General features: G+C 64.1%; 20 protein-coding genes. 12 read left to right on the top strand and 8 right to left on the bottom strand.

The genetic code is table 11. The features are described 5' to 3' along the window. Window positions 1–183 precede the first annotated feature (183 nt). The 6 genes from FJ964_RS18355 (at window position 184) to FJ964_RS18320 (ending at window position 7,163) form a co-directional block, all read left to right on the top strand. A complete protein-coding gene (locus FJ964_RS18355) occupies window positions 184–1,134 on the top strand; it encodes an N-acetylmuramic acid 6-phosphate etherase (protein WP_140551694.1) in 951 nt (316 codons plus the stop codon). A 118-nt stretch (window positions 1,135–1,252) separates the two neighbouring features. Beyond that, window positions 1,253–2,512: an ABC transporter substrate-binding protein gene (locus FJ964_RS18350; RefSeq protein ID WP_140551693.1), complete on the top strand. Its 1,260-nt coding sequence runs from the start codon at window positions 1,253–1,255 to the stop codon at window positions 2,510–2,512. 249 nt (window positions 2,513–2,761) lie between these two features. Next, entirely contained in the window at window positions 2,762–3,691 is a 930-nt protein-coding gene (locus FJ964_RS18345) for a sugar ABC transporter permease (protein WP_140551692.1), read from the top strand. Window positions 3,692–3,912: 221 nt separating this feature from the next. Further along, window positions 3,913–4,752 carry a carbohydrate ABC transporter permease gene (locus tag FJ964_RS18335; RefSeq protein ID WP_140551691.1) on the top strand — a complete coding sequence of 280 codons (840 nt, stop codon included), beginning with the start codon at window positions 3,913–3,915 and terminating at the stop codon, window positions 4,750–4,752. 124 nt (window positions 4,753–4,876) lie between these two features. Next, entirely contained in the window at window positions 4,877–5,938 is a 1,062-nt protein-coding gene (locus tag FJ964_RS18330) for a Gfo/Idh/MocA family oxidoreductase (protein ID WP_140551690.1), read from the top strand. A gap of 226 nt (window positions 5,939–6,164) precedes the next feature. Then, on the top strand, window positions 6,165–7,163 hold the full coding sequence (locus FJ964_RS18320) for an ABC transporter ATP-binding protein (RefSeq protein ID WP_140551689.1): 999 nt from the start codon (window positions 6,165–6,167) through the stop codon (window positions 7,161–7,163). 52 nt (window positions 7,164–7,215) lie between these two features. Here the strand turns inward: FJ964_RS18320 and FJ964_RS18315 are convergent, their stop codons facing one another. From FJ964_RS18315 to FJ964_RS18295, 5 genes are all read right to left on the bottom strand, one after another. After that, entirely contained in the window at window positions 7,216–8,061 is an 846-nt protein-coding gene (locus FJ964_RS18315; RefSeq protein ID WP_140551688.1) for a fumarylacetoacetate hydrolase family protein, read from the bottom strand. A gap of 168 nt (window positions 8,062–8,229) precedes the next feature. Then, window positions 8,230–8,961 carry an SDR family oxidoreductase gene (locus FJ964_RS18310; protein ID WP_140551687.1) on the bottom strand — a complete coding sequence of 244 codons (732 nt, stop codon included), beginning with the start codon at window positions 8,959–8,961 and terminating at the stop codon, window positions 8,230–8,232. A gap of 181 nt (window positions 8,962–9,142) precedes the next feature. After that, window positions 9,143–11,515 carry an aldehyde dehydrogenase family protein gene (locus FJ964_RS18305; protein ID WP_140551686.1) on the bottom strand — a complete coding sequence of 791 codons (2,373 nt, stop codon included), beginning with the start codon at window positions 11,513–11,515 and terminating at the stop codon, window positions 9,143–9,145. A gap of 69 nt (window positions 11,516–11,584) precedes the next feature. Beyond that, window positions 11,585–12,625, bottom strand: a complete 1,041-nt coding sequence (gene deoC / locus FJ964_RS18300) for a deoxyribose-phosphate aldolase (protein ID WP_140551685.1) — start codon at window positions 12,623–12,625, stop codon at window positions 11,585–11,587. Window positions 12,626–12,834: 209 nt separating this feature from the next. Then, on the bottom strand, window positions 12,835–13,662 hold the full coding sequence (locus FJ964_RS18295; protein ID WP_140551684.1) for a ferredoxin--NADP reductase: 828 nt from the start codon (window positions 13,660–13,662) through the stop codon (window positions 12,835–12,837). Window positions 13,663–13,884: 222 nt separating this feature from the next. On the opposite strand from FJ964_RS18295, the gene FJ964_RS18290 reads away from it, so the two are divergent. Together FJ964_RS18290 and FJ964_RS18285 are read left to right on the top strand one after the other, a co-directional pair. Then, window positions 13,885–15,969: a hydantoinase/oxoprolinase family protein gene (locus FJ964_RS18290; RefSeq protein ID WP_140551683.1), complete on the top strand. Its 2,085-nt coding sequence runs from the start codon at window positions 13,885–13,887 to the stop codon at window positions 15,967–15,969. A 1-nt stretch (window position 15,970) separates the two neighbouring features. Further along, window positions 15,971–17,656: a hydantoinase B/oxoprolinase family protein gene (locus FJ964_RS18285; protein WP_140551682.1), complete on the top strand. Its 1,686-nt coding sequence runs from the start codon at window positions 15,971–15,973 to the stop codon at window positions 17,654–17,656. Window positions 17,657–17,699: 43 nt separating this feature from the next. On the opposite strand, the gene FJ964_RS18280 is transcribed toward FJ964_RS18285, so the two are convergent. The 3 genes from FJ964_RS18280 to FJ964_RS18270 form a co-directional block, all read right to left on the bottom strand. Further along, complete coding sequence (locus FJ964_RS18280) at window positions 17,700–18,353, bottom strand: methionine ABC transporter permease (protein WP_140551681.1); 654 nt, start codon at window positions 18,351–18,353, stop codon at window positions 17,700–17,702. Then, entirely contained in the window at window positions 18,334–19,431 is a 1,098-nt protein-coding gene (locus FJ964_RS18275; RefSeq protein ID WP_140551680.1) for a methionine ABC transporter ATP-binding protein, read from the bottom strand. Before FJ964_RS18275 ends, FJ964_RS18280 begins: the two co-directional genes overlap by 20 nt. A 93-nt stretch (window positions 19,432–19,524) precedes the next feature. Continuing rightward, a complete protein-coding gene (locus tag FJ964_RS18270) occupies window positions 19,525–20,379 on the bottom strand; it encodes a MetQ/NlpA family lipoprotein (RefSeq protein WP_140551679.1) in 855 nt (284 codons plus the stop codon). A gap of 979 nt (window positions 20,380–21,358) precedes the next feature. On the opposite strand from FJ964_RS18270, the gene FJ964_RS18265 reads away from it, so the two are divergent. From FJ964_RS18265 to FJ964_RS18250, 4 genes are read left to right on the top strand one after another with little or no spacing between them, the layout of a single operon-like run. Continuing rightward, window positions 21,359–22,453: a transporter substrate-binding protein gene (locus tag FJ964_RS18265; protein ID WP_140551678.1), complete on the top strand. Its 1,095-nt coding sequence runs from the start codon at window positions 21,359–21,361 to the stop codon at window positions 22,451–22,453. After that, window positions 22,450–23,067 (top strand): ANTAR domain-containing protein, encoded by a 618-nt coding sequence (locus FJ964_RS18260; protein WP_140551677.1) that lies wholly within the window; start codon window positions 22,450–22,452, stop codon window positions 23,065–23,067. Before FJ964_RS18265 ends, FJ964_RS18260 begins: the two co-directional genes overlap by 4 nt. Then, the gene (locus tag FJ964_RS18255) at window positions 23,045–23,953 is read left to right on the top strand and encodes an ABC transporter permease (protein ID WP_140551676.1); all 909 of its coding nucleotides are present in this window, start codon (window positions 23,045–23,047) and stop codon (window positions 23,951–23,953) included. The genes FJ964_RS18260 and FJ964_RS18255 overlap by 23 nt, the downstream gene beginning before the upstream one ends. Beyond that, entirely contained in the window at window positions 23,950–24,870 is a 921-nt protein-coding gene (locus FJ964_RS18250; RefSeq protein WP_140551675.1) for an ABC transporter permease, read from the top strand. The genes FJ964_RS18255 and FJ964_RS18250 overlap by 4 nt, the downstream gene beginning before the upstream one ends. Window positions 24,871–24,880: the final 10 nt, after the last annotated feature.

The following is a 24,880-nucleotide window of genomic DNA, read 5'->3' as shown; positions in this document are numbered from 1 at the left end:
GCCGATAATACCAATAAAATACCAATAGCCAAGGGTTAATTTCCGCTGCAAAAAGATTAGGGCATATTTTACTGAAAAGCTTGGCCGTTTACCTGCGTCAGCGATTTCGGTACCGCGAATTCGTTAATGCGTGTGGACAAGTGGTATTTTTTTGGTATTGTTTTCCGAATTGGAGGAACCGGGATGGCCGAAACGCGCACTGAAGCGCTGCACAGGAACGCCGAGGGGCTGGATATCCAGGCACCCGAAGCCATCCTTGCTTCGCTGGCCGACGCGCAGGTCGAGGCCGCGAAGACCGTGCGCGATGCCATCCCTTCCATAGCCAAAGCAGCCGAGGTCATCGCGAGCTGCCTGAGCAACGGCGGCAAGCTTGCCTACGCCGCGGCCGGCAGCTCCGGCCTGATGGCGCTTGCCGATGCGCTGGAACTGCCCGGCACTTTCGGCATCCAGCGCGACCGCATCGCCATTCTGGTCGCCGGTGGCGACGACGCCTTCAGGACGCTGGCCGGCGGCCCCGAAGACGACACCGAGGAGGCCGCGACAGCGGTCGCCAACGCCGGCATCGGCAAGGGCGACTGCCTGATCGCAATCTCGGCCAGTGGCACGACGCCCTATGCGCTGCGGGCGATCGAGGAAGCCGCCCGTCGCGGTGCGGCCACCATCGGCATCGCCAACAACCGGGACTCAGCTCTGCTGCGTCTGTCTGGAACCGCCATCCTGCTCGAAACCCCGCCGGAAGTGATCGCCGGCTCGACGCGCATGGGCGCAGGCACCGCCCAGAAGATCGCCCTCAACATGCTGTCGACGCTCGCCGCCATCCATCTCGGCCATGTCCATGACGGCTACATGGTCAATCTCATGGCCGACAACAGCAAGCTGCGCGACCGCGCGGCGCGGATCGTAGCTGCCATTAGCGGCGGCAGCCGCGACGACGCGGCCCGCCTGCTCGAAAAGAGCGGCGGCGCGGTCAAGACCGCCATTCTGCTTGCCGCCGGCGCCGACAGCGCCGACACGGCGCAGAAGATACTGGAAGAGGCCGGCCAGAAGCTGCGGCCGGCCCTTTCCGCGCTGGGGCATGATCCCGAAAAGTGGAGACCGCTTTTCGGAAAAGATCATGCTCGAACGAAGAAATAGAGCCTGTTTCGTCCCGATTTCCATCGGGGGTGAAGCAGGCTTGCGAGGGGAGCAAGGGGCGCGACGCCTCTGTTCTCATCAAAACCGAACCTGAAAAAGGTCAACAGGGAGACTGAGCATGACAACGAAACTACTGACGGCACTGCTTCTGGGCACCAGCATTCTCGGCTCGGCCGGGTTGGCTCACGCCGAGGACGTAACGCTCAACATCGAAAGCTGGCGCGGCGACGACCTTGCCATCTGGAAGGACAAGCTGATCCCGGCCTTCGAAGCCAAGAATCCCGGCATCAAGGTGGTGTTCGCGCCGTCGGCGCCGACCGAATATGACGCGGCCCTCGGCGCCAAGCTCGCCGCCGGTTCGGCGGGCGACCTGATCACCTGCCGCCCGTTCGACAAGTCGCTCGAGCTGTTCAAGAAGGGCAACCTCGCCGATCTCTCCTCGCTGCCCGGCATGGACAATTTCTCGCCAGTGGCCAAGTCCGCCTGGCAGACCGACGACGGCAAGGCGACCTTCTGCGTGCCGATGGCGTCCGTCATCCATGGCTTCATCTACAACAAGGACGCCTTCGACAAGCTCGGCATCAAGGTGCCGGAGACCCGCGATGAGTTCTTCGCCGCGCTCGACAAGATCAAGGCCGACGGCACCTACATTCCGATGGCGATGGGCACCAAGGATCTCTGGGAAGCCGCGACCATGGGCTACCAGAACATCGGCCCCAACTACTGGAAGGGCGAGGAGGGCCGTGCGGCCCTCATCAAGGGCGAGCAGAAGCTGACCGACAAGGACTGGGTGGCGCCCTATGAGGAACTGGCCAAGTGGAAGCCCTATCTCGGTGACGGTTTCGAGGCGCAGACCTATCCGGACAGCCAGAACCTGTTCACACTCGGCCGCGCCGCCATCTACCCGGCCGGCTCGTGGGAAATCGGCCTGTTCAACACCCAGGCCCAGTTCAAGATGGGCGCCTTCCCGCCGCCGGTCGAGAAGGCCGGCGACACCTGCTACATCTCCGACCATACCGATATCGGCATGGGCCTGAACGCGGGCTCCAAGCATGCGGACGCGGCCAAGACCTTCCTGTCCTGGGTGGCCTCGCCGGATTTCGCCACCATCTACGCCAACGCGCTGCCGGGCTTCTTCAGCCTGAACTCCTCGCCGGTGAAGATGGAAGACCCGCTGGCGCAGGAGTTCGTCTCCTGGCGCGGCAAGTGCAAGTCGACGATCCGCTCGACCTACCAGATCCTGTCGCGTGGCACGCCGAACCTCGAGAACGAGACCTGGGTCGAATCGGCCAATGTCATCAACGGCACCGATACGCCGGAAGCCGCTGCCAAGAAGCTGCAGGACGGCCTCGACAGCTGGTACAAGCCCGCCAAGTAAGGCTCGGGCAACGAGCTGGGCCGTTCCAGGTGGACGGCCCGGCGTTTTTCGATAGCATCGACTGCGAAGGACGGCGCCGCTCCTTATCCGCCTGCCGGCACCTTCTCCCCGTACAGTGACGGTGAGAAAGGAAGTTGCCGCAACGCTGGCGACCTCCTCTCTCCGTTCTTCACCAGGAGAGGGTAAGGATGAGGGGCAGCGCTGTTGTCGAAAGCATTTTCCCAGACCTGATCGGCGGGGACCGAACTCATGGCCGCAGATATCAGACCGAAAAGACCGTTCCGCTGGCATATCGCCGTCTTCCTGGCGCCGGCGGTGCTCGTCTACACGGCGATCATGATCCTGCCGCTTGCCGGCACTTTGCAGCTGTCGCTGTTCCGCAACATCGAACAGTCGCAGGTCTTCGTCGGGCTGGACAATTTCCGCACCCTGTTCGGCGATCCCAACTGGTCGGTGAATTTCTGGAATGCGCTGCGCAACAATGTCTGGTTCTTCATCATCCACATGCTGGTGCAGAACCCGATCGGCGTGCTGCTGGCCGCTCTTCTGTCCAGCCCCAGGCTGCGCTTTTCGGCCTTCTACCGCACGGCGATTTTCGTGCCGACCATCCTGTCCTTCGTCATCGTCGGCTTCGCCTGGAAGCTGATCCTGTCGCCGCTATGGGGCGTGGCGCCGCATATGATGGATCTGGTCGGCCTCAAAAGCCTGTTCACGCCGTGGCTAGGCAAGGAGCAGTATGCGCTGACCGCGCTTAGCCTGGTCTCGGTGTGGCAGTTCGTCGGCATTCCGATGATGCTCATCTACGCCGCGCTGCTGTCGATCCCCGACGAGGTGATCGAGGCGGCCGAATGCGATGGCATCACCGGCCTGTCGCAGTTCTGGAAGATCAAGCTGCCGCTGATCCTGCCCTCGATCGGCATCATCTCGATCCTCACCTTCGTCGGCAATTTCAACGCCTTCGACCTGATATACACCGCGCAGGGCGCACTCGCCGGGCCGAATTATTCGACCGACATTCTCGGCACCTTCCTCTATCGCGCCTTCTTCGGTTTCCAGCTGCAGGTCGGCGATCCCAACATGGGCGCCACCATCGCCACGATCATGTTCCTGATCATCCTCGGCGGTGTCTGCGTCTACCTCTTCCTCATCCAGACGCGCCTGCGTCGCTACCAGTTCTGAGGATTGGAGATGTCACGGCTGAATGCCCCCCTCTGGCCTGCCGGCCATCTCCCCCTCAAGGGGGGAGATCAGATGTCGCAACTGCTTTCGCCAATCGTCGATGCTGCAAGATGGGCGGTAAGATCAAAGCTGCCAATCTCCCCCCTTGAGGGGGAGATGTCCGGCAGGACAGAGGGGGGTGCCCTGGCGCCAACCTCTCTGAGCACTCGAGAGGCTTTCCAATGAGCACCGCCACCCGTTCGCTGCCCCGCACCATCGGCGCCCATGCGGTCCTGCTGACCTACACGGCGATCGCGCTGTTCCCGGTGATCCTGGTCATCATGAATTCGTTCAAATCCCGCGCCGGCATTTTCGGCGCGCCTTTGACGCCGCCGACGCCAAAGACCTTCGACCTGATCGGCTACACCACGGTGATCGGCCAGGGCGACTTCATCCACTATTTCCAGAACAGCCTCGTCGTCACCGTCGCCTCGCTGTTCTTCGTGCTGCTGTTCGGCGCCATGGCTGCCTTTGCGCTGTCGGAATACCGCTTTCGCGGCAATACGCTGATGGGCCTTTATCTGGCACTGGGCATCATGATCCCGATCCGGCTGGCCACCGTTGCCATCCTGCAATTGATGGTGGCGAGCGGGCTCGTCAACACGCTGACGGCGCTGATCCTGGTCTACACCGCGCAAGGCCTGCCGCTGGCTGTCTTCATCCTTTCGGAATTCATGAAACAGGTGTCCGACGACCTGAAGAACGCCGGCCGCATCGACGGCCTGTCGGAATACACCATCTTCTTCCGGCTGGTGCTGCCGCTGGTGCGGCCATCGATGGCGACGGTCGCCGTCTTCACCATGATCCCGATCTGGAACGATCTGTGGTTCCCGCTGATCCTGGCGCCGTCGGAAGAGACCAAGACGGTGACGCTCGGCGCGCAGCTCTTCCTCGGCCAGTTCGTCACCAACTGGAACGCCATCCTGGCCGCGCTCTCGCTGGCGATCATGCCGGTGCTGATCCTCTACGTCATCTTCTCGCGGCAGCTGATCCGCGGCATCACGTCAGGAGCGGTGAAGTGATCGAGGGGCGGCAAATCCTCGTAGGGCCGCGCTGCACCTCACCCGGCGCTGCGCGCCGACCTCCCCATCGAGGGGGAAGCGCCGGGTGGGGTGACACCCTCTCAAGAGAAAGTGGAGTAGTCAGGTGAGCGACAAACCACCCCTTCGCGTCGTCGTCGCGGGCCTCGGCAATATGGGCCGCAGCCATGCGTTGGCCTACCACACCAATCCGGGCTTCGAGGTCGCGGCGCTTATCAACCGCTCCGACGTGCCCCTGCCGGACGGGCTGGCGAGCTATGGCATCAAGCGCTCCTTCGAGGATGCGCTGCGCGACGAAAAGCCCGATGTCGCCTGCATCGCCACCTATTCCGACAGCCATGCCGACTATGCGGTGAAGGCGTTCGAGGCCGGCTGCCATGTCTTCGTCGAGAAGCCCCTGGCAACGACGGTGGCCGATGCCAGGCGCGTCGTCGCGGCCGCCAGGGCCAATGGCAGGAAACTGGTGATCGGCTACATCCTTCGCCATCACCCGTCCTGGATCAGGCTCATCGCCGAGGCGCGCAAGCTTGGCGGCCCTTATGTTTTCCGCATGAACCTCAACCAGCAATCCTCCGGACACACCTGGGAGACGCACAAGCAGTTGATGCGCACGACCTCACCGATCGTCGACTGCGGCGTGCATTATCTCGACGTCATGCTGCAGATCACCGACGCCAAGCCGGTCGAGGTGCGCGGCATGGGCGTGCGGCTGACCGACGAGGTCGCACCCTCCATGTACAATTACGGTCATCTCCAGGTGCTGTTCGATGACGGCTCGGTCGGCTGGTACGAGGCCGGCTGGGGACCGATGATCTCGGAAACCGCCTTCTTCGTGAAGGATGTCATGTCGCCCAATGGCTGCGTGTCGATCGTCATGAAGGAGGGCGTGAAGTCCGACGACATCGACACCCACACCAAGACCTCGACCATCCGCCTGCACAGCGCGGCAACCGGCGCGGACGGCAAGTTCGCCAAGCCGGATGAGATGCTGTCGATGGAGGGCGAACCCGGCCACCAGGATCTCTGCGATCTCGAACAGGCTTTTGTCCTCAAGGCGATCCGGGAGGACCTGGACCTTACCAAACATATGGACGATGCAGTCAAGTCGCTCGCCGTCTGCCTTGCCGCCGACGAGAGCGTGCGCAGCGGGAAGGCGGTGCGGTTGTGACCAGCGAATTGTCGGCAGAGGTTGCGCTCTACGGCGCCCCCCTCTGGCCTGCCGGCGATCTCCCCCTCACGGGGGGAGATCGGATGTCACCACGGCTTTCGCCAATTATCAGCGCCGGAGAAAGGCGCGAGGCCTCGAAGCTGCCAATCTCCCCCCTTGAGGGGGAGATGGCCGGCAGGCCAGAGGGGGGTGCCCTGGCGCCCGCTTATCAATTTGGAGGACTGCCGTGGGCTCGCTGAAGATCGAAAACGTGAAAAAAGCCTTCGGGCCGGTGGAGGTGCTGAAGGGCATCGACCTCGAAGTCACGGATGGCGAATTCGTCGTCTTCGTCGGCCCTTCGGGCTGCGGCAAGTCGACTTTGCTCAGGGTGATCGCCGGGCTGGAGGATTCGACCTCGGGCCGGGTTGTCATCGATGGTGCGGATGTCTCGGCCACGCCGCCGGCGAAACGCGGCATCGCCATGGTGTTCCAGACCTATGCGCTCTATCCGCATCTGACGGTGAAGAACAATATGGGCCTTGGCCTCAAGCAGGCCGGCACGCCGGCGGCCGAGATCGACCGCCGCATCGGCATCGCCTCGTCCATGCTGTCGCTTGAGCCCTATCTGGAAAGGCGTCCCGCGGAACTCTCGGGCGGCCAGCGCCAGCGCGTCGCCATCGGCCGCGCCGTGGTGCGCGAGCCAAAGCTGTTCCTGTTCGACGAGCCTTTGTCCAATCTCGACGCGGCGCTGCGCGTCAACACGCGGCTGGAAATCGCGCAGCTGCATCGCCGCCTCAAGGCGACGATGATCTACGTCACCCACGACCAGGTCGAGGCGATGACGCTGGCGGACAAGATCGTGGTGCTGAATGCCGGAAAAATCGAGCAGATCGGCGGCCCGATGGAACTCTACAATGCGCCGGCAAACGAGTTCGTGGCCGGCTTCATCGGCTCGCCCAAGATGAACTTCATCGACGGCGCTCGCCTCGGCGAAACCGCCAAAACCATCGGCGTGCGGCCCGAGCATCTGACCGTCGATCCGAAATCCGGCGCCTGGAAAGGCACCGTCGTGCATGCCGAGCACCTCGGCGCCGACACCAATCTCTACCTCGACTGCGAAAAGGCCGGGCTGATCACCGTGCGCATCTTCGGTGTTTATGACGCCGAGCCCGGTGCGACGCTCTACGCGACGCCGGATCCGGCGAAGACCTACCGGTTCGGGGAGGACGGAAAGGTGCTGAAGTAAGCTGGCGACTGGTCTTCCTTCTCCCACAAGGGGAGAAGGAAGAAAGCCGGGACTACTCGTCCGCCTTGAACGTCTGCTTCTGCTGGCCGAGCCCTTCGATGCCCAGCTCCACCACGTCGCCAGCCTTCAGGAACACCGGCGGCTTCATGCCCAAGCCGACACCGGGCGGCGTGCCTGTCGAAATAATGTCGCCGGGATGCAGCGACATGAACTGGCTGAGATAGGACACGAGATAGGCGACGCCGTAGACCATGGTCTTGGTCGAGCCGTTTTGCATGGTCTTGCCGTTGACGGTCAGCCACATCTTCAGGTTCTGCGGGTCTGCTACTTCGTCCTTGGTCACCAGCCACGGACCGGTCGGGCCGAACGTGTCGCAGCTCTTGCCCTTGGTCCATTGGCCCTGTCGCTCGGCCTGGAAGGCGCGCTCGGACACATCGTGCGCGACGCAGTAACCGGCGACATAATCGAGCGCATCGGCCTGGCTGACATATTTCGCTGTTTTGCCGATGACCACGCCGAGCTCGACCTCCCAGTCGGTCTTCTCCGAGCCGCGCGGGATCAGCACGTCATCGTCCGGTCCGACGATGGCCGAGCTGGCCTTCATGAAGATGATCGGCTCCGGCGGCACGGTGGCCCCGGTCTCGGCGGCGTGATCGGAATAGTTGAGGCCGATGCAGATGAACTTGCCGGTGCCGGCAACGCAGGCGCCGAGCCGCGGCTTGCCGGAAACCGCCGGCAGCGACTTTGCGTCGAGCTTGGACAGCATCTCCAGCGAGGCCGGATGAAGCGTGGTGCCGGCAATGTCGGCGACATGGGCGGAGAGATCGCGGATCGTTCCATCCGCATCGAGCAGGCCGGGACGTTCGCTCCCCACCTCGCCATAGCGCAGCAGTTTCATTTAAACCCTTCTCCTGGTTGCGGCCTCGCGGCCTTTTGCAAACGCTTCACCGAAATGAATGGCTCTTTTGAGGAAGCCGGCGGACCGTACCACCGGCCTGATCCAGGGCAAGCGCGGACATCCTATCGTGATAGCCGGTGAGCGGGATTTTCAGACTCCTCGATCCGATCAGATCGACCAGCCACCATCGATGTTGTAGGCCTGCCCGGATGTGTAGGTGGCGCCGGCCAGGTAGACGGCCAGATCGGCGATTTCCTCCGGCGTGCCGAGCCGGCCCATCGGCTGGCGCGCGATGAAGGCCGCGCGGGCCGCCTCATAATCACCTTGCGCGTGCATGCGATCCTGCAGCGACGGGCTTTCCACCGTACCGGGGCAGATGGCGTTGCAGCGTATACCCTTGCCGACATAATCGGCCGCGATTGCCTTGGTCAGGCCGATCACCGCAGCCTTGGTGACGCCATAGGCGAAACGGTTCGGCACGCCCTTCTGCGAGCTCGCCAGCGAGGCCATGTTGATGATCGACCCGTCGCCGCGCTCCAGCATGCCGGGCAGCACGGCGCGGATGGTGCGGATCATGGCGCGCACGTTGAGGTTGAAGGCAAAATCCAGATCGCTGTCCTTCATCTCCAGGATCGATCCCGAGTGGACGAAGCCGGCGCAGTTGAACAGCACGTCGACGCGGCCGATCCCGGCGAAGGCGGTGGTGACCGCCTCGTCGTTGAGCACGTCGACCTTGCGGGTTTTGATTCCCGCCGTCTTGGCGAGTTCTGCCAGCAGCGTCTCGTTGATGTCGGTGGTGTGGACCACGGCACCTGCCTTGGCGAAGGCGAGCGCGCTTGCCTTGCCGATGCCTTGCGCCGCTGCCGTGATGACGACGACCTTGCCTGCCAGATCCGCCATGCGCTGTTCTCCTCCTGGGTCAACTGCCTTTATCGGCGGCCTGCGAAGGCGTCATGTGCCAGTCACAGGCCATGAAGTGGCCTGCTGTGTCAGTTCACAGATAAAGATGTTTTTTCTCGTTAAAGAACATAAGCCCGAGCGTCAAGCCCGAACCCGATCTCCATTGTGACAGCATGGAACGTCAGTCGCCGTAGGGCACCCAGACATTCTTCACCTCGACGGCGCGGCGCAGCAAGGCATCGCCCGCGGCCTCGTCGGAGGCCCAGTCCAGGCTGCGGCCATTGCCGGTCCAGACGCGCTTGAGGTTGCCGATGGACTCGGCCTCTGTCTTGGCGCAGGTCTCGGCGTCGGCAAACAGCCAGAGCCCGTCGACATCGTCATGCTTGGCCAGCACGCCGGCAAGTTCGGCCGTGCGCCCGGTGACGATGTTGATGGCGCCGGCCGGAACGTCGGAATATTCGATGACCTGATAGAGATCGGTGGCGAGCAGCGGATGGCGCTCCGAAGGCACCGCGACCACCGTGTTGCCCATCGCCAGCGCCGGCGCGACCAGTGAGATGAACCCGAGCAGCGGCTGATTGTCGGGCGCCACGATGCCGACGACACCAATCGGCTCATGCAATGCCAGCGTCACGGCCCGTGCCGGCGGCTGGTGCACGCGCCCCTCGAACTTGTCGGCAAGTCCGGCATAGAGGAACAAGCGCTCGATCGACTGGTCGACCTCCTCGCGTGCCGCCTTTGCGGTCGCGCCCGTGAGCTGGACGAGACGGGCGCCGAACTCCTCCGCCCGGCCGGAGAGGTTTTCCGCCAGATAGTAGAGCACCTGTGAGCGGTTGTAGGCGGTCGCGTCCGGCCAGCCCTTGCAGGCTCGCGCGGCCGCGACGGCGTCGCGTATATCCTTGCGGTTACCGAGCCCAACCTCGCCGGCGAGCTTGCCCTTGGCGGTAACAACCGCCAGCGAGTAGTTGCCGTCCGGCCGGACTTGCTTGCCGCCGATGAACAGTTTTGCCGTCCGGTCGATTGCCGCGCCATCGGCCTGCTCGACCGGTTGTGTCGAGGCTGCCGCCGGCTTGATGACGGGGCCAAGCGGCAGCTTTGCCGTGAGATATTCGAACATGCCTTCGCGCCCGCCCTCGCGGCCGAAACCGCTCTCGCGATAACCGCCGAAGCCGCAGGCGGCGTCGAACATATTGGTGCCGTTGATCCAGACGACACCCGCTTTCAATTGCGGCGCGACGTGCAAGGCAAGGTTGACGTTTTCGCTCCACACCGAAGCGGCAAGGCCATAGCGGGTGTTGTTCGCGAGCTCGATCGCTTCCTCGGTGTTGCGGAACGTCATGGTCGCCAGAACGGGGCCGAACACTTCTTCCTGGGCGAGAATATTAGCCGGCGAAACGCCGGTAGCGAGGGTCGGCAGATGGTAATAGCCGGATGAGGGCAGCGCCGCATCCGGCTGCCAGCAGACCGCCCCCTGTTTTGCGCCCTCGGCGACCAGGCCCTTGACGCGATCGAGCTGCGTCAGATCGACTAGCGGGCCGATATCGGTGTTCTTGTCCAGCGGGCTGCCGACGCGCAGCCGGCTCATCCTGACCTTGACCTTGGCGATGAAGGCGTCGGCGATGCCTTCCTGCACCAGCAGCCGCGAACCGGCGCAGCAGACCTGTCCCTGGTTGAACCAGATGCCGTCGACCAGACCCTCGACGGCGCTGTCGAGATCGGCATCGTCGAACACGATGAAGGCCGACTTGCCGCCAAGCTCCAGCGACAGCTTCTTGCCCGAGCCGGCGGTAGCCTTGCGGATGATCTTGCCGACTTCAGAAGAACCGGTGAAGGCGATCTTCTGGATACCGGGATGGTTGACGATGGCCGCACCCGCTTCCGGGCCGCCCTGCACGATGTTGACGACGCCTTTCGGCACGCCGGCTCGTTCGCAGATTTCGGCGAACAGGATGGCTGTCAGCGGCGTGAATTCGGCCGGCTTCAGCACCACCGTGCAGCCGGCGGCCAGCGCCGGCGCGATCTTCCAGGCCAGCATCAGCAGCGGAAAGTTCCACGGGATGATCTGGCCGACGACGCCGACGCCCTTGTGGCCGGGGAAATCCCTCTCCAGCGCCTGCGCCCAGCCGGCATGATGGATGAAGTGGCGGATCGCCAGCGGCACGTCGATGTCGCGGCTCTCCCGGATCGGCTTGCCATTGTCGATTGTCTCAAGCACCGCGAACAGGCGCTGGTGGCGCTGCATGGCGCGGCCGATGGCGTAGAGCACTTTGGCCCTGGCATAGCCCGAGGAGGCCGACCATTTCGGCAGCGCCTTGCTGGCCGCCGCGACCGCCGCGTCTATGTCGGCGGCGCCGGCGTCCGAGACCTTGGCCAGCAGCTTGCCGGAAGAAGGCTCGCTGGTCTCGAAGGTCTTGCCGCCACCAGCCGCCTTCCAGGTGCCGTCGATGAACAATGCCTTGGAAAAATCGCGCCCGGCAAGCCACGCGTCCGCCTCGTTGCGGGCTTCCGGCGCCGGGCCGTAGTCCATGGCGTGATAGCGTTCGAGAATGTTCATGGTCGGCTCCTTTGTGAGGAGATTGTTTTCAGAGAAAGCACCCTGCGGCGTTCAAGGCTTCACTCCGCCTCACGCCATCGCGTGGCGGTGATTGGCCGAATAGTGCCCGGTCAGGTGATGTTCGAGCTGCCGCTCGATGTCCGTCAGCAGGCTCGAGGCGCCGAAGCGGAACAGCTCCGGTTCCAGCCATGGCCGGCCGAGTTCTTCCTTCATCAGCACCAGCCAGTCGAGCGACGCCTTGGCGGTGGAAATGCCGCCGGCCGGCTTGAAGCCGATGAGATAGCCGGTCTCCTCGAAATAGGCCCTGATGGCGCGCACCATGGCAAGGCCGACGGGCAGCGTGGCGTTGACGCTTTCCTTGCCGGTCGAGGTCTTGATGAAATCGGCGCCCGCCATCATCGCCACCATCGAGGCCAGCATCACGTTGCGCAGCGTGGCGAGGTCGCCGGTGCCGAGAATGACCTTCAGATGCGCGTCACCGCAGGCGGCGCGCATCGAGACGATCTCGTTGTAGAGCTCCCGCCATTTGGCCCCGAACACCAGGCCGCGCGGGATGACGACGTCGATCTCGTCGGCGCCGTCGCGAACCGAGGCCTCGATCTCCTGCAGCCGGGTCGACAGCGGCGCAAGGCCATGCGGGAATGCGGTGGAGACGGCGGCGACATGGATGCCGGTGCCGCGCACGGCGTCGACCGCGGTAGCGACGAAGGGATGGTAGACGCAGACGGCGGCCGGGCGGATGGTTTCATCAGCAATGCCCAGGCCCTCGGCGATGTCGCGGCGCAGCGGATTGATCGCCTTGGCGCAAAGCCGGCGCACGCGCTCTTCCGTGTCGTTGGAGTTCAGCGTCGTCAGGTCCATGCAGGCTATCGCCCGCAGCAGCCAGGCCGCCTGGTTGTCGGCCTTGATCGAGCGCCGCTTGGTCAGGCTGGCGACGCGCCGTTCCAGCGCCGAGCGATTGACGCTGCGCACCGATTCCAGGAAGCCCAGGTCGAGCTTCATGCCGGGATTGCGCGCGATGCGATGATCCAGCGGGAGGGCGGTGTTGGCCGCGGCGCGCGCCGGCAGCGGCATCACCTTGGCCTCGGCCTCGCGGATTGTGCTGCTCATCTCCTGCCCTTTCACTCAGCGACTGCGCTTATGTCTTGGTGCATGTCGTCCTCCCAAAACCGTTGGGCACTTTTGGGCGACACGCACGAAGATAGCCCGCGAAGCCGCGCTTCACGAGTCCTCAAGCGAGGGATAGATGAAAAAGGCCGCGAAAGCAGCTAATTTTTGACCAGAAGGTCAAAAGCTCGATCGTCGGGGGAGAGCAGGCCTCAGCCGACGAAGGCGCGCTCGACGACAAAAGTCGAGGGATGGCTGAGCGAGCCTTCCTGGAAACCAAGGCTCTCGGCCATTTCCTTGACATCCTTGAGCATATGCATCGAGCCGCAGATCATGATGCGGTCGGTCTCGGGATTGAGCTTCTCTATGCCGAGGTCGGCATAGAATTTGCCGGAGCCGATGAGCGCGGTGATGCGGCCCATGCGCGCCGACTCCTCGCGGGTCGTGGAGTTGTAAAGTGTGACGCGGCCGCCGGTCAGTTCGCCGATCAGCGGGTCGCTTTCGAGTGCCGCCACCAGTTCCTGGCCATAGGTCAGCTCGGCATTGTCGCGGCAGGTGTGGGTCAGGATCAACTGTTCGAATTTTTCATAAGTGTCAGGGTCGCGCAGCAGGCTGGCGAAGGGCGCGATGCCGGTGCCGGTGGAGATCATGAACAGTCGCTTCGCCGGCGTCAGCGCGTCGACAACCAGCGTGCCGGTCGACTTCTGGCGCATGATGACGGTGTCGCCGACCTGGATCTTCTGCAACTCCGAGGTCAGCGGGCCGTCCGGTACCTTGATGGAAAAGAATTCCAGCTCTTCGTCCCAGGCCGGGCTGGCCACGGAATAGGCGCGGAACACCGGCTTCTCGGCATTGGGCAGGCCGATCATGACGAATTCGCCGGAACGGAAGCGCAGCGACTGCGGACGGGTGATGCGGAACGAGAACAACCGGTCGGTGTAGTGCTTCACCGAGACCACGGTTTCGGCATAGACATTGGCCGGAATCGGAAATTGCAGCGGGCGGGCGCCGGCGGTGCTGAACGCGGATGTGGTGTTCATCAAATCCAACCTTCTGGCCCAACTCACGGACGCGGGCGCCAAACCTTATTCCTGCGCGCCCGAACCTTTCAGGTCCCGGCGTGCTGCTCGCACACTCCAAAGCGGTAAGCTCTTGTGTCCGGAATTTATTAGTATACAAACGATATTTGCGTCAAGATGCCGTCGTAAAACACCTTTCCAAACTGTGACATATCCGTAGTCCCAGCATTTCGGGTTTCGACAATGAAAGAGAATTTTTCGGTGCAGCAGCCGGATTCCCTGGGCAGTGTCGTCGCCGGCATCGATGTCGGCGGAACCTTCACCGACCTGCTTCTGATCGACGGCAGGAACAATGGCAAGGTGCATATCGCAAAGACGCCGACCACGGTCGACAACCAGGCTTTCGGCGTCGTATCGGCGCTTGGCGCCACGGGTTTCCCCGTCGACGGCATCGACCTCATCGTACACGGCACGACCACCACGACCAATGCGGTGCTGGAGCGCAGGTTGGCCAGGACCGGCATGATCACCACGCGCGGCTTCCGCGACGTGATCGAGCTTGGCCGGCGCATGCGGCCGCAGCCCTATGGCATGACGGGCACCTTCATCCCGGTCATCCCGCGCAACCTGCGGCTCGAAGTGTCGGAACGGGTCGAAGCGACAGGTGCCGTCCGCACGCCGCTCGACGAGACCGAAATGCGCGAGGCGGTGAAGACGCTGATCGATGCCGGCTGCGAATCCCTCGTCATCCACTTCCTGCATTCTTACGCCAACCCTTCGCACGAGCGGCGCGCCGCCGAGATCGCCAGCGAACTCTGGCCGAACGGCTACATCACCACGGGCCATGCGCTGCTGTCGGAAGCGCGCGAGTTCGAGCGCGGCGTCACCGCCTCGGTCAACGCTTCGGTGCAGCCGATCCTCGAACGTTATATCGAGCGGCTGCGCAAGGAACTTGCCGGCAAGGGCTATGCCCGCGATTTCCTGATCATGAACGGCAATGGCGGCATGATCTCGGCCCGCTTCGTCACACGTGAATCGGCCAAGACCGTGATGTCCGGCCCGGCCTCGGGCGTCATCGCCGCCGCCTATACGGGCAAGCGCGCCGGCTTCGAAAACCTCGTCACCTACGACATGGGCGGCACCTCGACCGACGTGGCGCTGATCCGCAACGCCGAACCGGCGGTTTCGAACGAGATCGAGATCGAATACGCCATGCCCATCCATGTGCCGATGGTGGCGGTGCATACGGTCGGCGCCGGCGGCGGCTCGATCGCGCGCGTCGACGCGGCCGGCCTGATCCAGATCGGCCCGGAAAGCGCCGGCGCCAATCCCGGCCCGATCTGCTACGGGCGCGGCGGCCTGGAGCCGACCATCACCGACGCCAATCTGGTGCTCGGCCGGCTGGCGCCGAAGAAGCTGCTGGCGGTCGACAATCCGGTCACATCAGAGCGTGTCACCGGCATTTTCGAGGACAGGATCGGCAAGGCGACCGGCCTGTCCGGCGTCGAAGCGGCCGGCGCGGTGCTCAGGCTCGGCAACATGAAGATGGCCGGCGCCATCCGCATGGTGTCGGTGTCGCGCGGCCACGATCCACGCGATTTCGCGCTGTTCGCCTTCGGTGGCGCCGGCCCGCTGCACGCCACCGCTTTGGCGCGCGAACTTGGCCTGCCCAGGGTGCTGGTGCCGGCACGGCCCGGCATCACCAACGCGCTCGGCTGCGTCGTCGCGGACCTGCGCCACGACTTCGTCAACACCATCAACCAGCCCGTAGGCGTGCTCGACGAAAGCCAGCTCCACCAAGTATTGGAACGGCACCGAAACGAAGGTGAGGAGCTGATCGCCAAGGAGGCGGTGAAGCCGGAAACCATCCGCGTCACCCATTCCGCCGACATGCAGTTCGTCGGCCAGACCCACATCATCAACGTGCTGCTGCCGTCCTCGTCGGTGACCCGGCAGGAGCTGCAGGCCCTGTTCGAAAAGGCCTATTTCGCGCGCTTCAAGGTCGAGCTGCCGGAAATCCGCGCCAATCTGGTCAACCTGAACACCTCGGTGACGGGTGTCAGGCCGGCGATCGATCTGTCTCGGCTGATCGACCCCGCCGGGCGGGCAAAGACGCTCGACGATGCAAGACGCGAGATCCGGCCGGTCTGGTACAGCGGGCGCTGGCATGACACGCCCGTATACGCACGCGAAGAACTGCCGCTCGATGGGATCATCGAAGGGCCCGCGATCCTCGAACAGATGGACGCCACCACCGTGCTAGAACCCGGCGACCGCGCCCGCTCGGACGTCGACGGCAACATCATCATCGACATCGGCGAGGCCTGAGATGCAAAAGCTCGACGCCATCACGCTCTCGGTCCTCCAGGCAGCCCTGCAGCAGGTCTGCGATGAGATGGACCTGACCTTTTCCCGCGCCGCCTTCTCACCTGTCATCGCCGAGGCCAACGACCGCTCCGACGGCATCTATTCGGCCGTCGACGGCTCGCTGATCGCGCAAGGCAGCCAGGGCCTGCCGGTATTCGTCGGCGTCATGCAATATTCGACCAGGACGGTGATCGAGATGATCGCCGACGGCCGCTGCCTGGCCCCGGAGCCGGGCGACATCTACGTCGTCAACGACCCGTATCTCGGCGGCACGCATCTGATGGATGTGCGCTTCGTCATGCCGGTCTATCGGAACGGCAAGATTTTCTGCTGGCTGTCGAACACCGGCCATTGGCCCGACATTGGCGGCTCGGTGCCCGGCGGCTTCTCGGCTTCGGCCACGGCGGTCGAGCAGGAAGGCTTGCGGCTGCCGCCGGTCAAACTGTTCAAGAAGGGCCTGCTCGACCCGGAGATCTACGCCATCATCTGTTCGAATATCCGCGTGGCCGACCAGCGCATCGGCGACATCAGGGCGCAGGCTGCCGCACTGCTGATCGGCCAGGACAGGCTCAATGGAATCCTGGATCGTTACGGTGACGAAACTGTTGTCGAGGCAATCGCAGAACTGCGCCGCCGCGCCGCCGAGCAGATGCGCGCCAACATAGCGGCCATTCCCGACGGAACCTACCGCTCAAAGGCCTTCGTCGATTCCGACGGCGTGGTCAACGAGCCGCTGACAATCGCGCTCGCCGTCGAGAAGAAGGGCGACACCCTGACTTTCGATTTCGCCGGCTCGTCAAAACCCTGCGCGGGGCCGATGAACAGCGTGCTGGCGACCACCTTGTCCTCGGTTTATCTCGCCATGCGCCATATCTTCCCCGATGTCCCGATCAGCGCCGGCGCGTTCGAGCCGCTCGAGGTCAAGCGGCCGGAGGGTACTTTCCTGGATGCCAGATATCCGCGCCCGGTCTCGGGCTGCGCCGCGGAAGTGTCGCAGCGCATCGCCGAGGCGGTGTTCGCGGCCATGGTGCAGGCGCTGCCCGACAAGGTGACGGCGGCGCCCGCCGGCTCCAGTGGCAATTTCGCGCTCGGCGGCAACGATCCGGCGCGCGGCCGCGACTATGTCATGTACCAGATTTCCGGCGGCGGCTATGGCGGCAATGCCGGCCATGACGGGCTGAGCAATGGCTGCTCGACCATCGGCATCTCCAAGTCGCCGCCGGTCGAGATCATGGAGCAGGCCTTTCCGGTGCTTTACCGTCACTATGCCTTGCGCGAGGGCTCTGGCGGCGCCGGCAAGCATCGCGGCGGCTTTGGCCTTGCCTACGAAGTCGAGATCCTGCGCGGCGAAGCGCGCGCCTCCTTCGTCATGGACCATGGCCGCTTGGGCCCGCAGGGCGCGCTCGGCGGCAAGGATGGCGCGGTCAACACCGTCACGGTCTTCCGCAATGGCGAAGAGCATGTGCCGCCGCACCTCTCCAAGGAGCAGGACATCCCGCTCATGGCGGGTGACCGCGTGCGCGTCGGCACGCCGGGCGGTGGCGGCTATGGCGATCCGCTGGAGCGCGATCCGGAACTGGTCGCGCGTGACGTCAGGCTTGGCTACTATACGGCCGAACAGGCCAGGGACTTGTTCGGCGCGGCATGAACTCGCCGGCCTCAGCCGATCCGAATGTTCAACCGGCAGACCATCATCTCCTATCCAACCTCGCCACCAGCCGGTCGCCCACCCACTGGATGCCGCAGACCAGGATGATCAGCACGATCACCACGGCGATCATCACTGACGTCTCGAAGCGCTGGTAGCCGTAGCGGATAGCGAGGTCTCCGAGGCCGCCGGCGCCGATCGCGCCGGCCATGGCTGAGGCGCCGACCAGCGTCACCAGCGTCACGGTGAAGCCGGCGACGATGCCTGGCAGCGCTTCCGGCACCAGCACCTCGCGGATGATCGTCCAACGGTTGCCGCCCATGGCGCGCGCCGCCTCGATCAGGCCGTGGTCGACCTCGCGCAGCGACACTTCGGCGATACGCGCGTAGTAGGGCGTGGCGGCGATCGACAGCGGCACGATCGCCGCCCAGGTGCCGATCGAAGTGCCGACGATCAGCCGCGTTACCGGTATCAGCGCCACCAAAAGGATGATGAACGGCACCGAGCGGAAGCCGTTGATGACGGCGCCGAGCACCCGGTTGACCCACAGGCTTTCGGCGATGCCGCCGCGTTCGGTGGCGATCAAGGCGAGACCAAGCGGCAGGCCGAACACCAGCGAGATGAGGCCGGAAGCGGCCGTCATCAGCACCGTCTCCCAGATCGACCGCAAAAGAAGCTCAAACAGAATCGGCGACATGGCCAAGCACCTCCACCCGCGCCTGGCGGGACTTCAGGAATGCGATGACAGCAGCGAGATGGCTTGCATCGTCGCCGGGAATGGAGAGGAACAGCGTTCCCACCGGTTCCTGCTGGATGTGGTCGATGCCGCCATGGACGAGGCGGAACGGGCCAGGCGCGGCCGCTGCAAGATCGGACAGAAGCGGGCTCCGCGCGGCCTCGCCGGCCACATCCACGCGCACAATGGTCTCCGCGCCGGCTGACGGCGCCAGCCGAGCCGAGAGCTCGGCTGGCAATTGCGGCCGGATGGCGCCGAGCAGGCTTTTGGTGATCTGCGACCGCGGCTCGGCAAACACCGACCACACCGGGCCTTGCTCGACGATGCGCCCTGCATCGATCACCGCCACGCGGTCGGCGATCGAGCGGATCACCTCCATCTCATGGGTGATCAAAAGGATGGTCAGGCCAAGCTGCCGGTTGATGTCCCTCAGCAAGGCGAGGATGGACCGCGTCGTCTCCGGGTCAAGCGCGGAGGTGGCTTCATCCGACAACAGCAGCGCCGGCCGCGCGGCCAACGCCCTGGCGATGCCGACGCGCTGCTTCTGCCCGCCCGACAGTGACGCCGGATACGCCTTGGCCTTCTCCGACAGGCCGACGAGGTCAAGCAGTTCGGCGGCGCGCCGCAGCCGCTCCGCCTTCGGGCGGCCCTCGATCTTGAGCGGCAGCGCCACATTCTCCTCGACCGTCTTGGCCGACAAAAGGTTGAAATGCTGGAAGATCATGCCGATGCGCCGCCGCAGCGGCTGCAGGTCGCGCTCGCCGAGCCGGCTGATCTCGCGGCCTTCGATGAAAACCTCGCCGGAATCTGGCCGTTCCAGGCCGTTCAGGCAGCGGATCAGCGTCGACTTGCCGGCGCCGCTGCGACCGATAATGCCGAGAATCTCGCCCTTGCGCACCGTCAGCGAAATGCCGTCGAGCGCCGCCGTGGCGCCGAAGCGGCGCCTCAGGTCGAGAAGACGTACCACGTCCTGGGACGCGTCAGGCTGGCCCTGGATCGGGCCGACGGTCCCCGTTGATGCCGCGAAATGCTGGTTCATGCGTGTTCCTGTTCTCGTCATCCGAAAACGAAATTGCGGCCCGCGCTCGAGCGCGGACCGCTATAGCTGTCGAACCGGGCGCCCGGTCCGTTCTCAATAGGCGCTGAGGCCGGTTCCCTTGTAGACCTTGTCGAATTCGGCCTTGACCGCCTCATTCTGGTAGGACGCGACCAGCGTCTTCACCCAGGGCTCGTTCTCATTGCCGACCTTGACCGCGATGAAGTTGCGATAGGGGTTGTCGGCAATGGGCTCTTGCGCGATGCGGTTTTCCGGCGTCAGGCCGCTTTTCAGCGCCCAGTCGGTATTGACCACGGCGGCATCGAGATCCTCGACCGAGCGTCCGACAATGCCGGCGTCGAGCTCCTTGATCTCGACCTTTTTCGGGTTTTCCGCGATGTCGGCGGTGGTGGCGAGAATACCGGTGCCGTCCTTCAGCTTGATCACGCCTTCGTTCTGGAGCACGCGCAGCGCCCGGCCTTCGTTGGAGGGATCGTTCGGCACGCCGATCACCGCGCCCTCGGGCAGGTCGGCGATCTTCGTGTATTTCTTGGAGTAGAGGCCGATCGGCCAGACGCCGGTATAGCCGACGCGCACGATGTGGTAGCCTTGTGTCTTGATCTGGTTGTCGAGATAGGGCTGGTGTTGAAAGGCATTGGCGTCGATCTCGCCGCGCTCCAGTGCCTCGTTGGGCTGGGTGTAATCGTTGAACACAACGGTCTCGATGCTGAGGCCCTTTTGCGCCGCCTGGGCGACAACGACGCGCCAGACATCCTCGTCCTCGCCGCTGATGATGCCAACCTTGATCGCCTTCTTGTCCTCGGCGAACGAGGCGCTGGGCGCAATCACCCCGGTGACCGCGACTGCCGAAGCGAAAAGCAAAGCAAGACCCGCGCGCCGGTTGAAATATGACGAGAGGGAAGACGACAAAGTGTTCCTGAAATCGGACATGATGGATCTCTGCGGTTGCGAAGTCACAAAGCCGGGCGGAATGCCGAGCCTTGCCCTGATCATCAGAAACTCTACGGATATTATCAAAGAACCGCGTTCCCCGGTTCGCCTCAAACTTCGGAATATTCTCTCAAAATTTGCTGAACGGCGAGCACGCCGGCCTAGCCGCACCGAGCGGGCCGCAGCGCCGCCGTTGAGCTGATAAACGCACTTTTCCGTAGTGTCTCGGTTTGCGATTTGGCCGGTCTGCTGGCGCATCCCGCTCTGAATCCCTATATGCCTGGAGGAAAGCATAGGAGATTTCATGATAGCCAAATGCACAACCGCTGAAGAAATGGCTCAAACCGTAGGCGTTGAGCCGACAGCATTCCGTGAAGCGCTACGCAGTGCTAAGTTTCCCCGAAAACGCGGTACTGACTGGGAAGTGACAATCGGCGGCCCGGCATACTCAGGAATGCGTACCATCCTGGCATCTCTCATACGGCGCAAGGCGGCCTGATTCCGAGCGGTCCAAAGGTCACATGTTTCCAATCTTGCCGCTTCGAACGGTGACCATATAGAGACACCTGCGGAGCTAGAGAAACTTATCTCTAAGCCGGGCGACCAATGTTTCTCAGCCGCCTTCCGGACGATCTCGGCGCGCCGCTCTGGCGCTTCTTTCCGCCCCTCGCCCCAGCGCTTCGCGGGGGGTTCTTGCCGTCGTCAATCACGTCGTCGGCTTCTTCGCCTGTGAGAGGTTCTCCTGGCCGAAGGGATTCATAAACCTCCCCATCCCTGGGTAGAAGGTTCCTGCCCAATCGCCTTGCGGCCCAAGCCTTAATTTCAAACTTGGACCGATCGCACTTTCCTGCTTGACTGCGCGGTCGCACGGAATAGTTTAGGTTGAAAATACCGGCCCCGATCGCCGGGCGGCAAGAATGCCTCGTATGCCTCGCCCTCCGGCGGTGGCTGCGGGGCATTGTTATTTTTGGGGATCTGTTTGAAACGGCGTATCGAGATCGGCATCCTCTATTCCCGCTCGGGGAGCTACCAGCTCGTTTCCGATGCCTGCCGGATGGGCGCCCTGCGGGCTATTGCCGATATCAATGCCGACCGCGGCCATGACATCGAGCTGGTGCCGGTCGAGCGCGATCCGCAAAGCAATGCCGATCGCTACGCGACGCTGTGCGAGGACATCTTGAGGACCAGCGGCGCGCGCCATGTCGTCGGCTGCGTCACCTCCTGGAGCCGCAAGGAGACGATTCCCGTGCTGGAGAAAGCCGGCGGCATGCTCTGGTACGCCTGCCCCTATGAAGGCTTCGAGGCCAACGAGCACGTCGTCTACATGCACGCTTGCCCCAACCAGCATCTGGTGCCGCTGATGGCCCATGTCGTGCCCCGCTTCGGCGCCAACGGCTTCCTGCTCGGCTCGAACTACATCTGGGGCTGGGAAATGAACCGCGTCGCACGCGACCTGATCGCGGACGCCGGCGGCAAGGTCTTGGGCGAGCGCTACCTGCGCATCGGCGAGACCGACGTGTCGCGGCTGATCGCCGAGATCCGGGCCACGCGGCCGAGTTTCGTCCTCAACAATCTCATAGGCACCACCTCCTACGCCTTCCTGGCTGCCTACCGCGACCTGGGCGTTGAGGACCCGGCCTTCAGCCCCGGGGTGTGCCCGGTCATCTCCTGCAACCTCACCGAGGGTGAGCTGCCGGCGATCGGCGAAAACGGCAGGGGGCATTTGTCGGTCGGGCCGTATTTCGCGCCTCGGTCGGCGGCCTTCGCCTCGTCTTTCGAGGCCTCCGCCTATGCCTCCGTGCAAGTGATGGCCGACGTGCTTTCGCGCGATCCCGACGCCGGTCCGGCGGAATTCTCGAAAGCCTTCGCCAAGCGCCGCTTCTCCACCCGGCTCGGGCCGATCGCCATCGACGCCCACTCCCAGCATGCGACGCTGCCGGTGATCATCGGCCGGATCGCCGACGGCTTCTTCGAGGTCGTCAGCCGCGAAGACGAGGTCGCGCCGGATCCGTATCTGTCGCGCTACGACCCGGCGAAAACATTCGGCCGGCCACGCCTGAGGGTGGTGTCGTGACCAGGACGCCGCGCATCCCCAATCTCGGCGGCGCCAGGGCCTTCGTCCTGCATCGCCCGCACCCGACGGTTCAGGCCATCACCAGGCAATTGTCCGCCATCGGCCTGGTCACGGTGGATTGCTGGCCCGAACTGCCGCCCGAAGCGCTGGCCGCCGATTTCGTGTTCTTCGACGCCGATCTCGGCTTCGATGAGCAATTCCCGTGGAAGGCAGGCGAGGCGCCGATGCCGCTGGTGGCGCTGATCGGTTCGGAGGCGCCTGGTCGCATCGAATGGGCGCTCTCGCACAAGGCGGATGCACAGCTCCTGAAGCCCGTCGGCACTGCCGGCGTTTACAGCGCGCTCTTGATCGCAAGGCAGAGTTTCGAGGCGCGAAAACACCTGGCCGGCGAGATCGCCTCGCTGCGCCAGCGCGTCGCCGAGCGCCAAACCATCGTGCGCGCGGTCGCGGCACTCTCGAAAGGCGCCGACGACGAGCGCGCCTATGCGCAGTTGCGCTCGCTGGCGATGAGCTGGCAGATCAGCGTCGAGGATGCGGCGCGCCGCATCGTGGCGATGACGGATGAGCCCATGACGGGCAGGGAAGGCGGCGATGACCAGTCCCATCGCGCCTGATCTTCCGGCGGCCGCACGCATGCCGGTCAAACCGCGCCCCGGCGTCTGGCGCCGGCTGGTCAAACGTCGCCTGGCGCTGCTCGGTCTGTTCATCGTCGCCATCGTCTTCGCCGGCGCGATCCTCGCGCCATGGCTGACCGGCTATGACCCGAATGAGCAGATGTTCGACGGGCTGACGCTGGAAGGCTCGCCCTTGCCGCCCGATGCTAAATTCTGGCTGGGCACCGACCTGCTCGGCCGCGACCTGTTGACCCGCATTCTCTACGGCGCGCGCACCTCGCTGATCATCGGCATCGTCGCCAATGGCGTGGCGCTGCTGATCGGCACGCTGGTCGGCGTCACGGCGGGCTATTTCCGCGGCTGGATCGGCAGCGCGCTGATGCGCTTCACAGATCTGATGATGGCGTTTCCGGCATTGCTGCTCGCCATTTGTCTCGCGGCGGTGTTCGAGCCAAGTCTCTGGATCGTCGCTCTGGTCATTGCGCTGGTCAACTGGGTGCAGACCGCGCGCGTCATCTACACCGAAACCTCTTCGCTTGCCGAACGCGAGTTCATCGACGCCGAACGCACCATCGGGGCGAGCGCGCCGCGCATCCTGTTCCGCCACATCCTGCCGCATCTCCTGCCCACCATCATCGTCTGGGGCACGCTCGGCATCTCGACCACGGTGCTGCTGGAAGCAACGCTCTCCTTCCTCGGCATCGGCGTGCAGCCGCCGACGGCCTCCTGGGGCAACATCATCTTCGAGAACCAGACCTACTTCCAGGCGGCACCCTGGCTGGTGTTCTTCCCGGGTGCCGCGATCCTGGCGCTGGCGCTGGCCTTCAACCTGATCGGCGACGCGCTGCGCGACATCCTCGATCCGACGCAAAGGGGCCGGGCATGATCGCCTATCTCGGCCGCCGCCTGATCCAGTCGCTGCTCATCCTGCTCGGCGTTTCGCTGATCACCTTCGCGCTGCTTTATTTGCTGCCCGCCGACCCGGTGCGCCAGATCGCCGGCCGCAGCGCCACGCCGCAGACGGTCGAGAACATCCGCCAGCAGCTCGGCCTCGACCAGCCCTTCGTGGTCCAGTACTGGCACTATCTCATGAAGCTTGCCAGCGGCGATCTCGGGCGCTCCTATATCCAGCGCTCCGAGGTCACCGAGCTGATCGTCTCGCGGCTGCCGGCGAGCCTGCTTCTGATGGTCGGTGCCATCCTGTGCGAATTGCTGATCGGGCTCTCGATGGGCCTGACCGCCGCCGTCAAGCGCGGCACCGCCACCGACCAGACGCTGATGGTCGCGTCCTTCGTCGGCGTCTCGGCGCCGCAATTCGTCGTCGGCCTGCTTCTGCTCTACGTGTTCGCCGTGCGGCTCGGCTGGTTCCCGATCGGCGGCTACGGCACCTGGCGCCATCTGGTGCTGCCCTCGCTGACCATGGGCATTCTCGGCGCCGGCTGGTACGCGCGCATGATGCGCTCCTCGATGATCGACGTGCTGCGTCAGGATTATGTGCGCACCGCGCGCGCCAAAGGCCTGGCGCGCCGCGCCATCCTGTTTCGCCATGCGCTCCCCAACGCCATCCTGCCGGTCATCGCGATGATCGGCATCGATATCGGCATCTTCATGGGCGGCATCGTGGTGGTCGAAAGCGTGTTCGGCTGGCCAGGCATCGGCCAGCTCGCCTGGCAGGCGATCCAGCGCGTCGACATTCCGATCATCATGGGCGTCACGCTGGTGTCGGCCTTCGCCATCGTGCTCGGCAATCTGTTGGCCGACATCATCGCCCCATTCATCGATCCCCGCATCAAGCTCAGATGAAACCAGAAAA

The sequence above is a fragment of the Mesorhizobium sp. B2-3-2 genome, from assembly GCF_006442295.1.
GTDB lineage: Bacteria > Pseudomonadota > Alphaproteobacteria > Rhizobiales > Rhizobiaceae > Mesorhizobium.
The sequence above is the reverse complement of the archived record's forward strand: the minus strand, read 5'-3'. Positions and strand labels throughout refer to the sequence as shown.

Bases quoted from the DNA above. Each gene is read 5' to 3' on its own strand.
- FJ964_RS18310 (WP_140551687.1), bottom strand. From the start codon at position 8,961: ATGGCGGATCTGGCAGGCAAGGTCGTCGTCATCACGGCAGCGGCGCAA.
- FJ964_RS18335 (WP_140551691.1), top strand. From the start codon at position 3,913: ATGAGCACCGCCACCCGTTCGCTGCCCCGCACCATCGGCGCCCATGCG.
- FJ964_RS18275 (WP_140551680.1), bottom strand. From the start codon at position 19,431: ATGAACCAGCATTTCGCGGCATCAACGGGGACCGTCGGCCCGATCCAG.
- FJ964_RS18295 (WP_140551684.1), bottom strand. From the start codon at position 13,662: ATGAACACCACATCCGCGTTCAGCACCGCCGGCGCCCGCCCGCTGCAA.
- FJ964_RS18355 (WP_140551694.1), top strand. From the start codon at position 184: ATGGCCGAAACGCGCACTGAAGCGCTGCACAGGAACGCCGAGGGGCTG.
- FJ964_RS18315 (WP_140551688.1), bottom strand. From the start codon at position 8,061: ATGAAACTGCTGCGCTATGGCGAGGTGGGGAGCGAACGTCCCGGCCTG.
- FJ964_RS18345 (WP_140551692.1), top strand. From the start codon at position 2,762: ATGGCCGCAGATATCAGACCGAAAAGACCGTTCCGCTGGCATATCGCC.
- FJ964_RS18350 (WP_140551693.1), top strand. From the start codon at position 1,253: ATGACAACGAAACTACTGACGGCACTGCTTCTGGGCACCAGCATTCTC.
- FJ964_RS18305 (WP_140551686.1), bottom strand. From the start codon at position 11,515: ATGAACATTCTCGAACGCTATCACGCCATGGACTACGGCCCGGCGCCG.
- FJ964_RS18280 (WP_140551681.1), bottom strand. From the start codon at position 18,353: ATGTCGCCGATTCTGTTTGAGCTTCTTTTGCGGTCGATCTGGGAGACG.
- FJ964_RS18250 (WP_140551675.1), top strand. From the start codon at position 23,950: ATGATCGCCTATCTCGGCCGCCGCCTGATCCAGTCGCTGCTCATCCTG.
- deoC (WP_140551685.1), bottom strand. From the start codon at position 12,625: ATGAGCAGCACAATCCGCGAGGCCGAGGCCAAGGTGATGCCGCTGCCG.
- FJ964_RS18290 (WP_140551683.1), top strand. From the start codon at position 13,885: ATGAAAGAGAATTTTTCGGTGCAGCAGCCGGATTCCCTGGGCAGTGTC.
- FJ964_RS18270 (WP_140551679.1), bottom strand. From the start codon at position 20,379: ATGTCCGATTTCAGGAACACTTTGTCGTCTTCCCTCTCGTCATATTTC.
- FJ964_RS18285 (WP_140551682.1), top strand. From the start codon at position 15,971: ATGCAAAAGCTCGACGCCATCACGCTCTCGGTCCTCCAGGCAGCCCTG.
- FJ964_RS18255 (WP_140551676.1), top strand. From the start codon at position 23,045: ATGACCAGTCCCATCGCGCCTGATCTTCCGGCGGCCGCACGCATGCCG.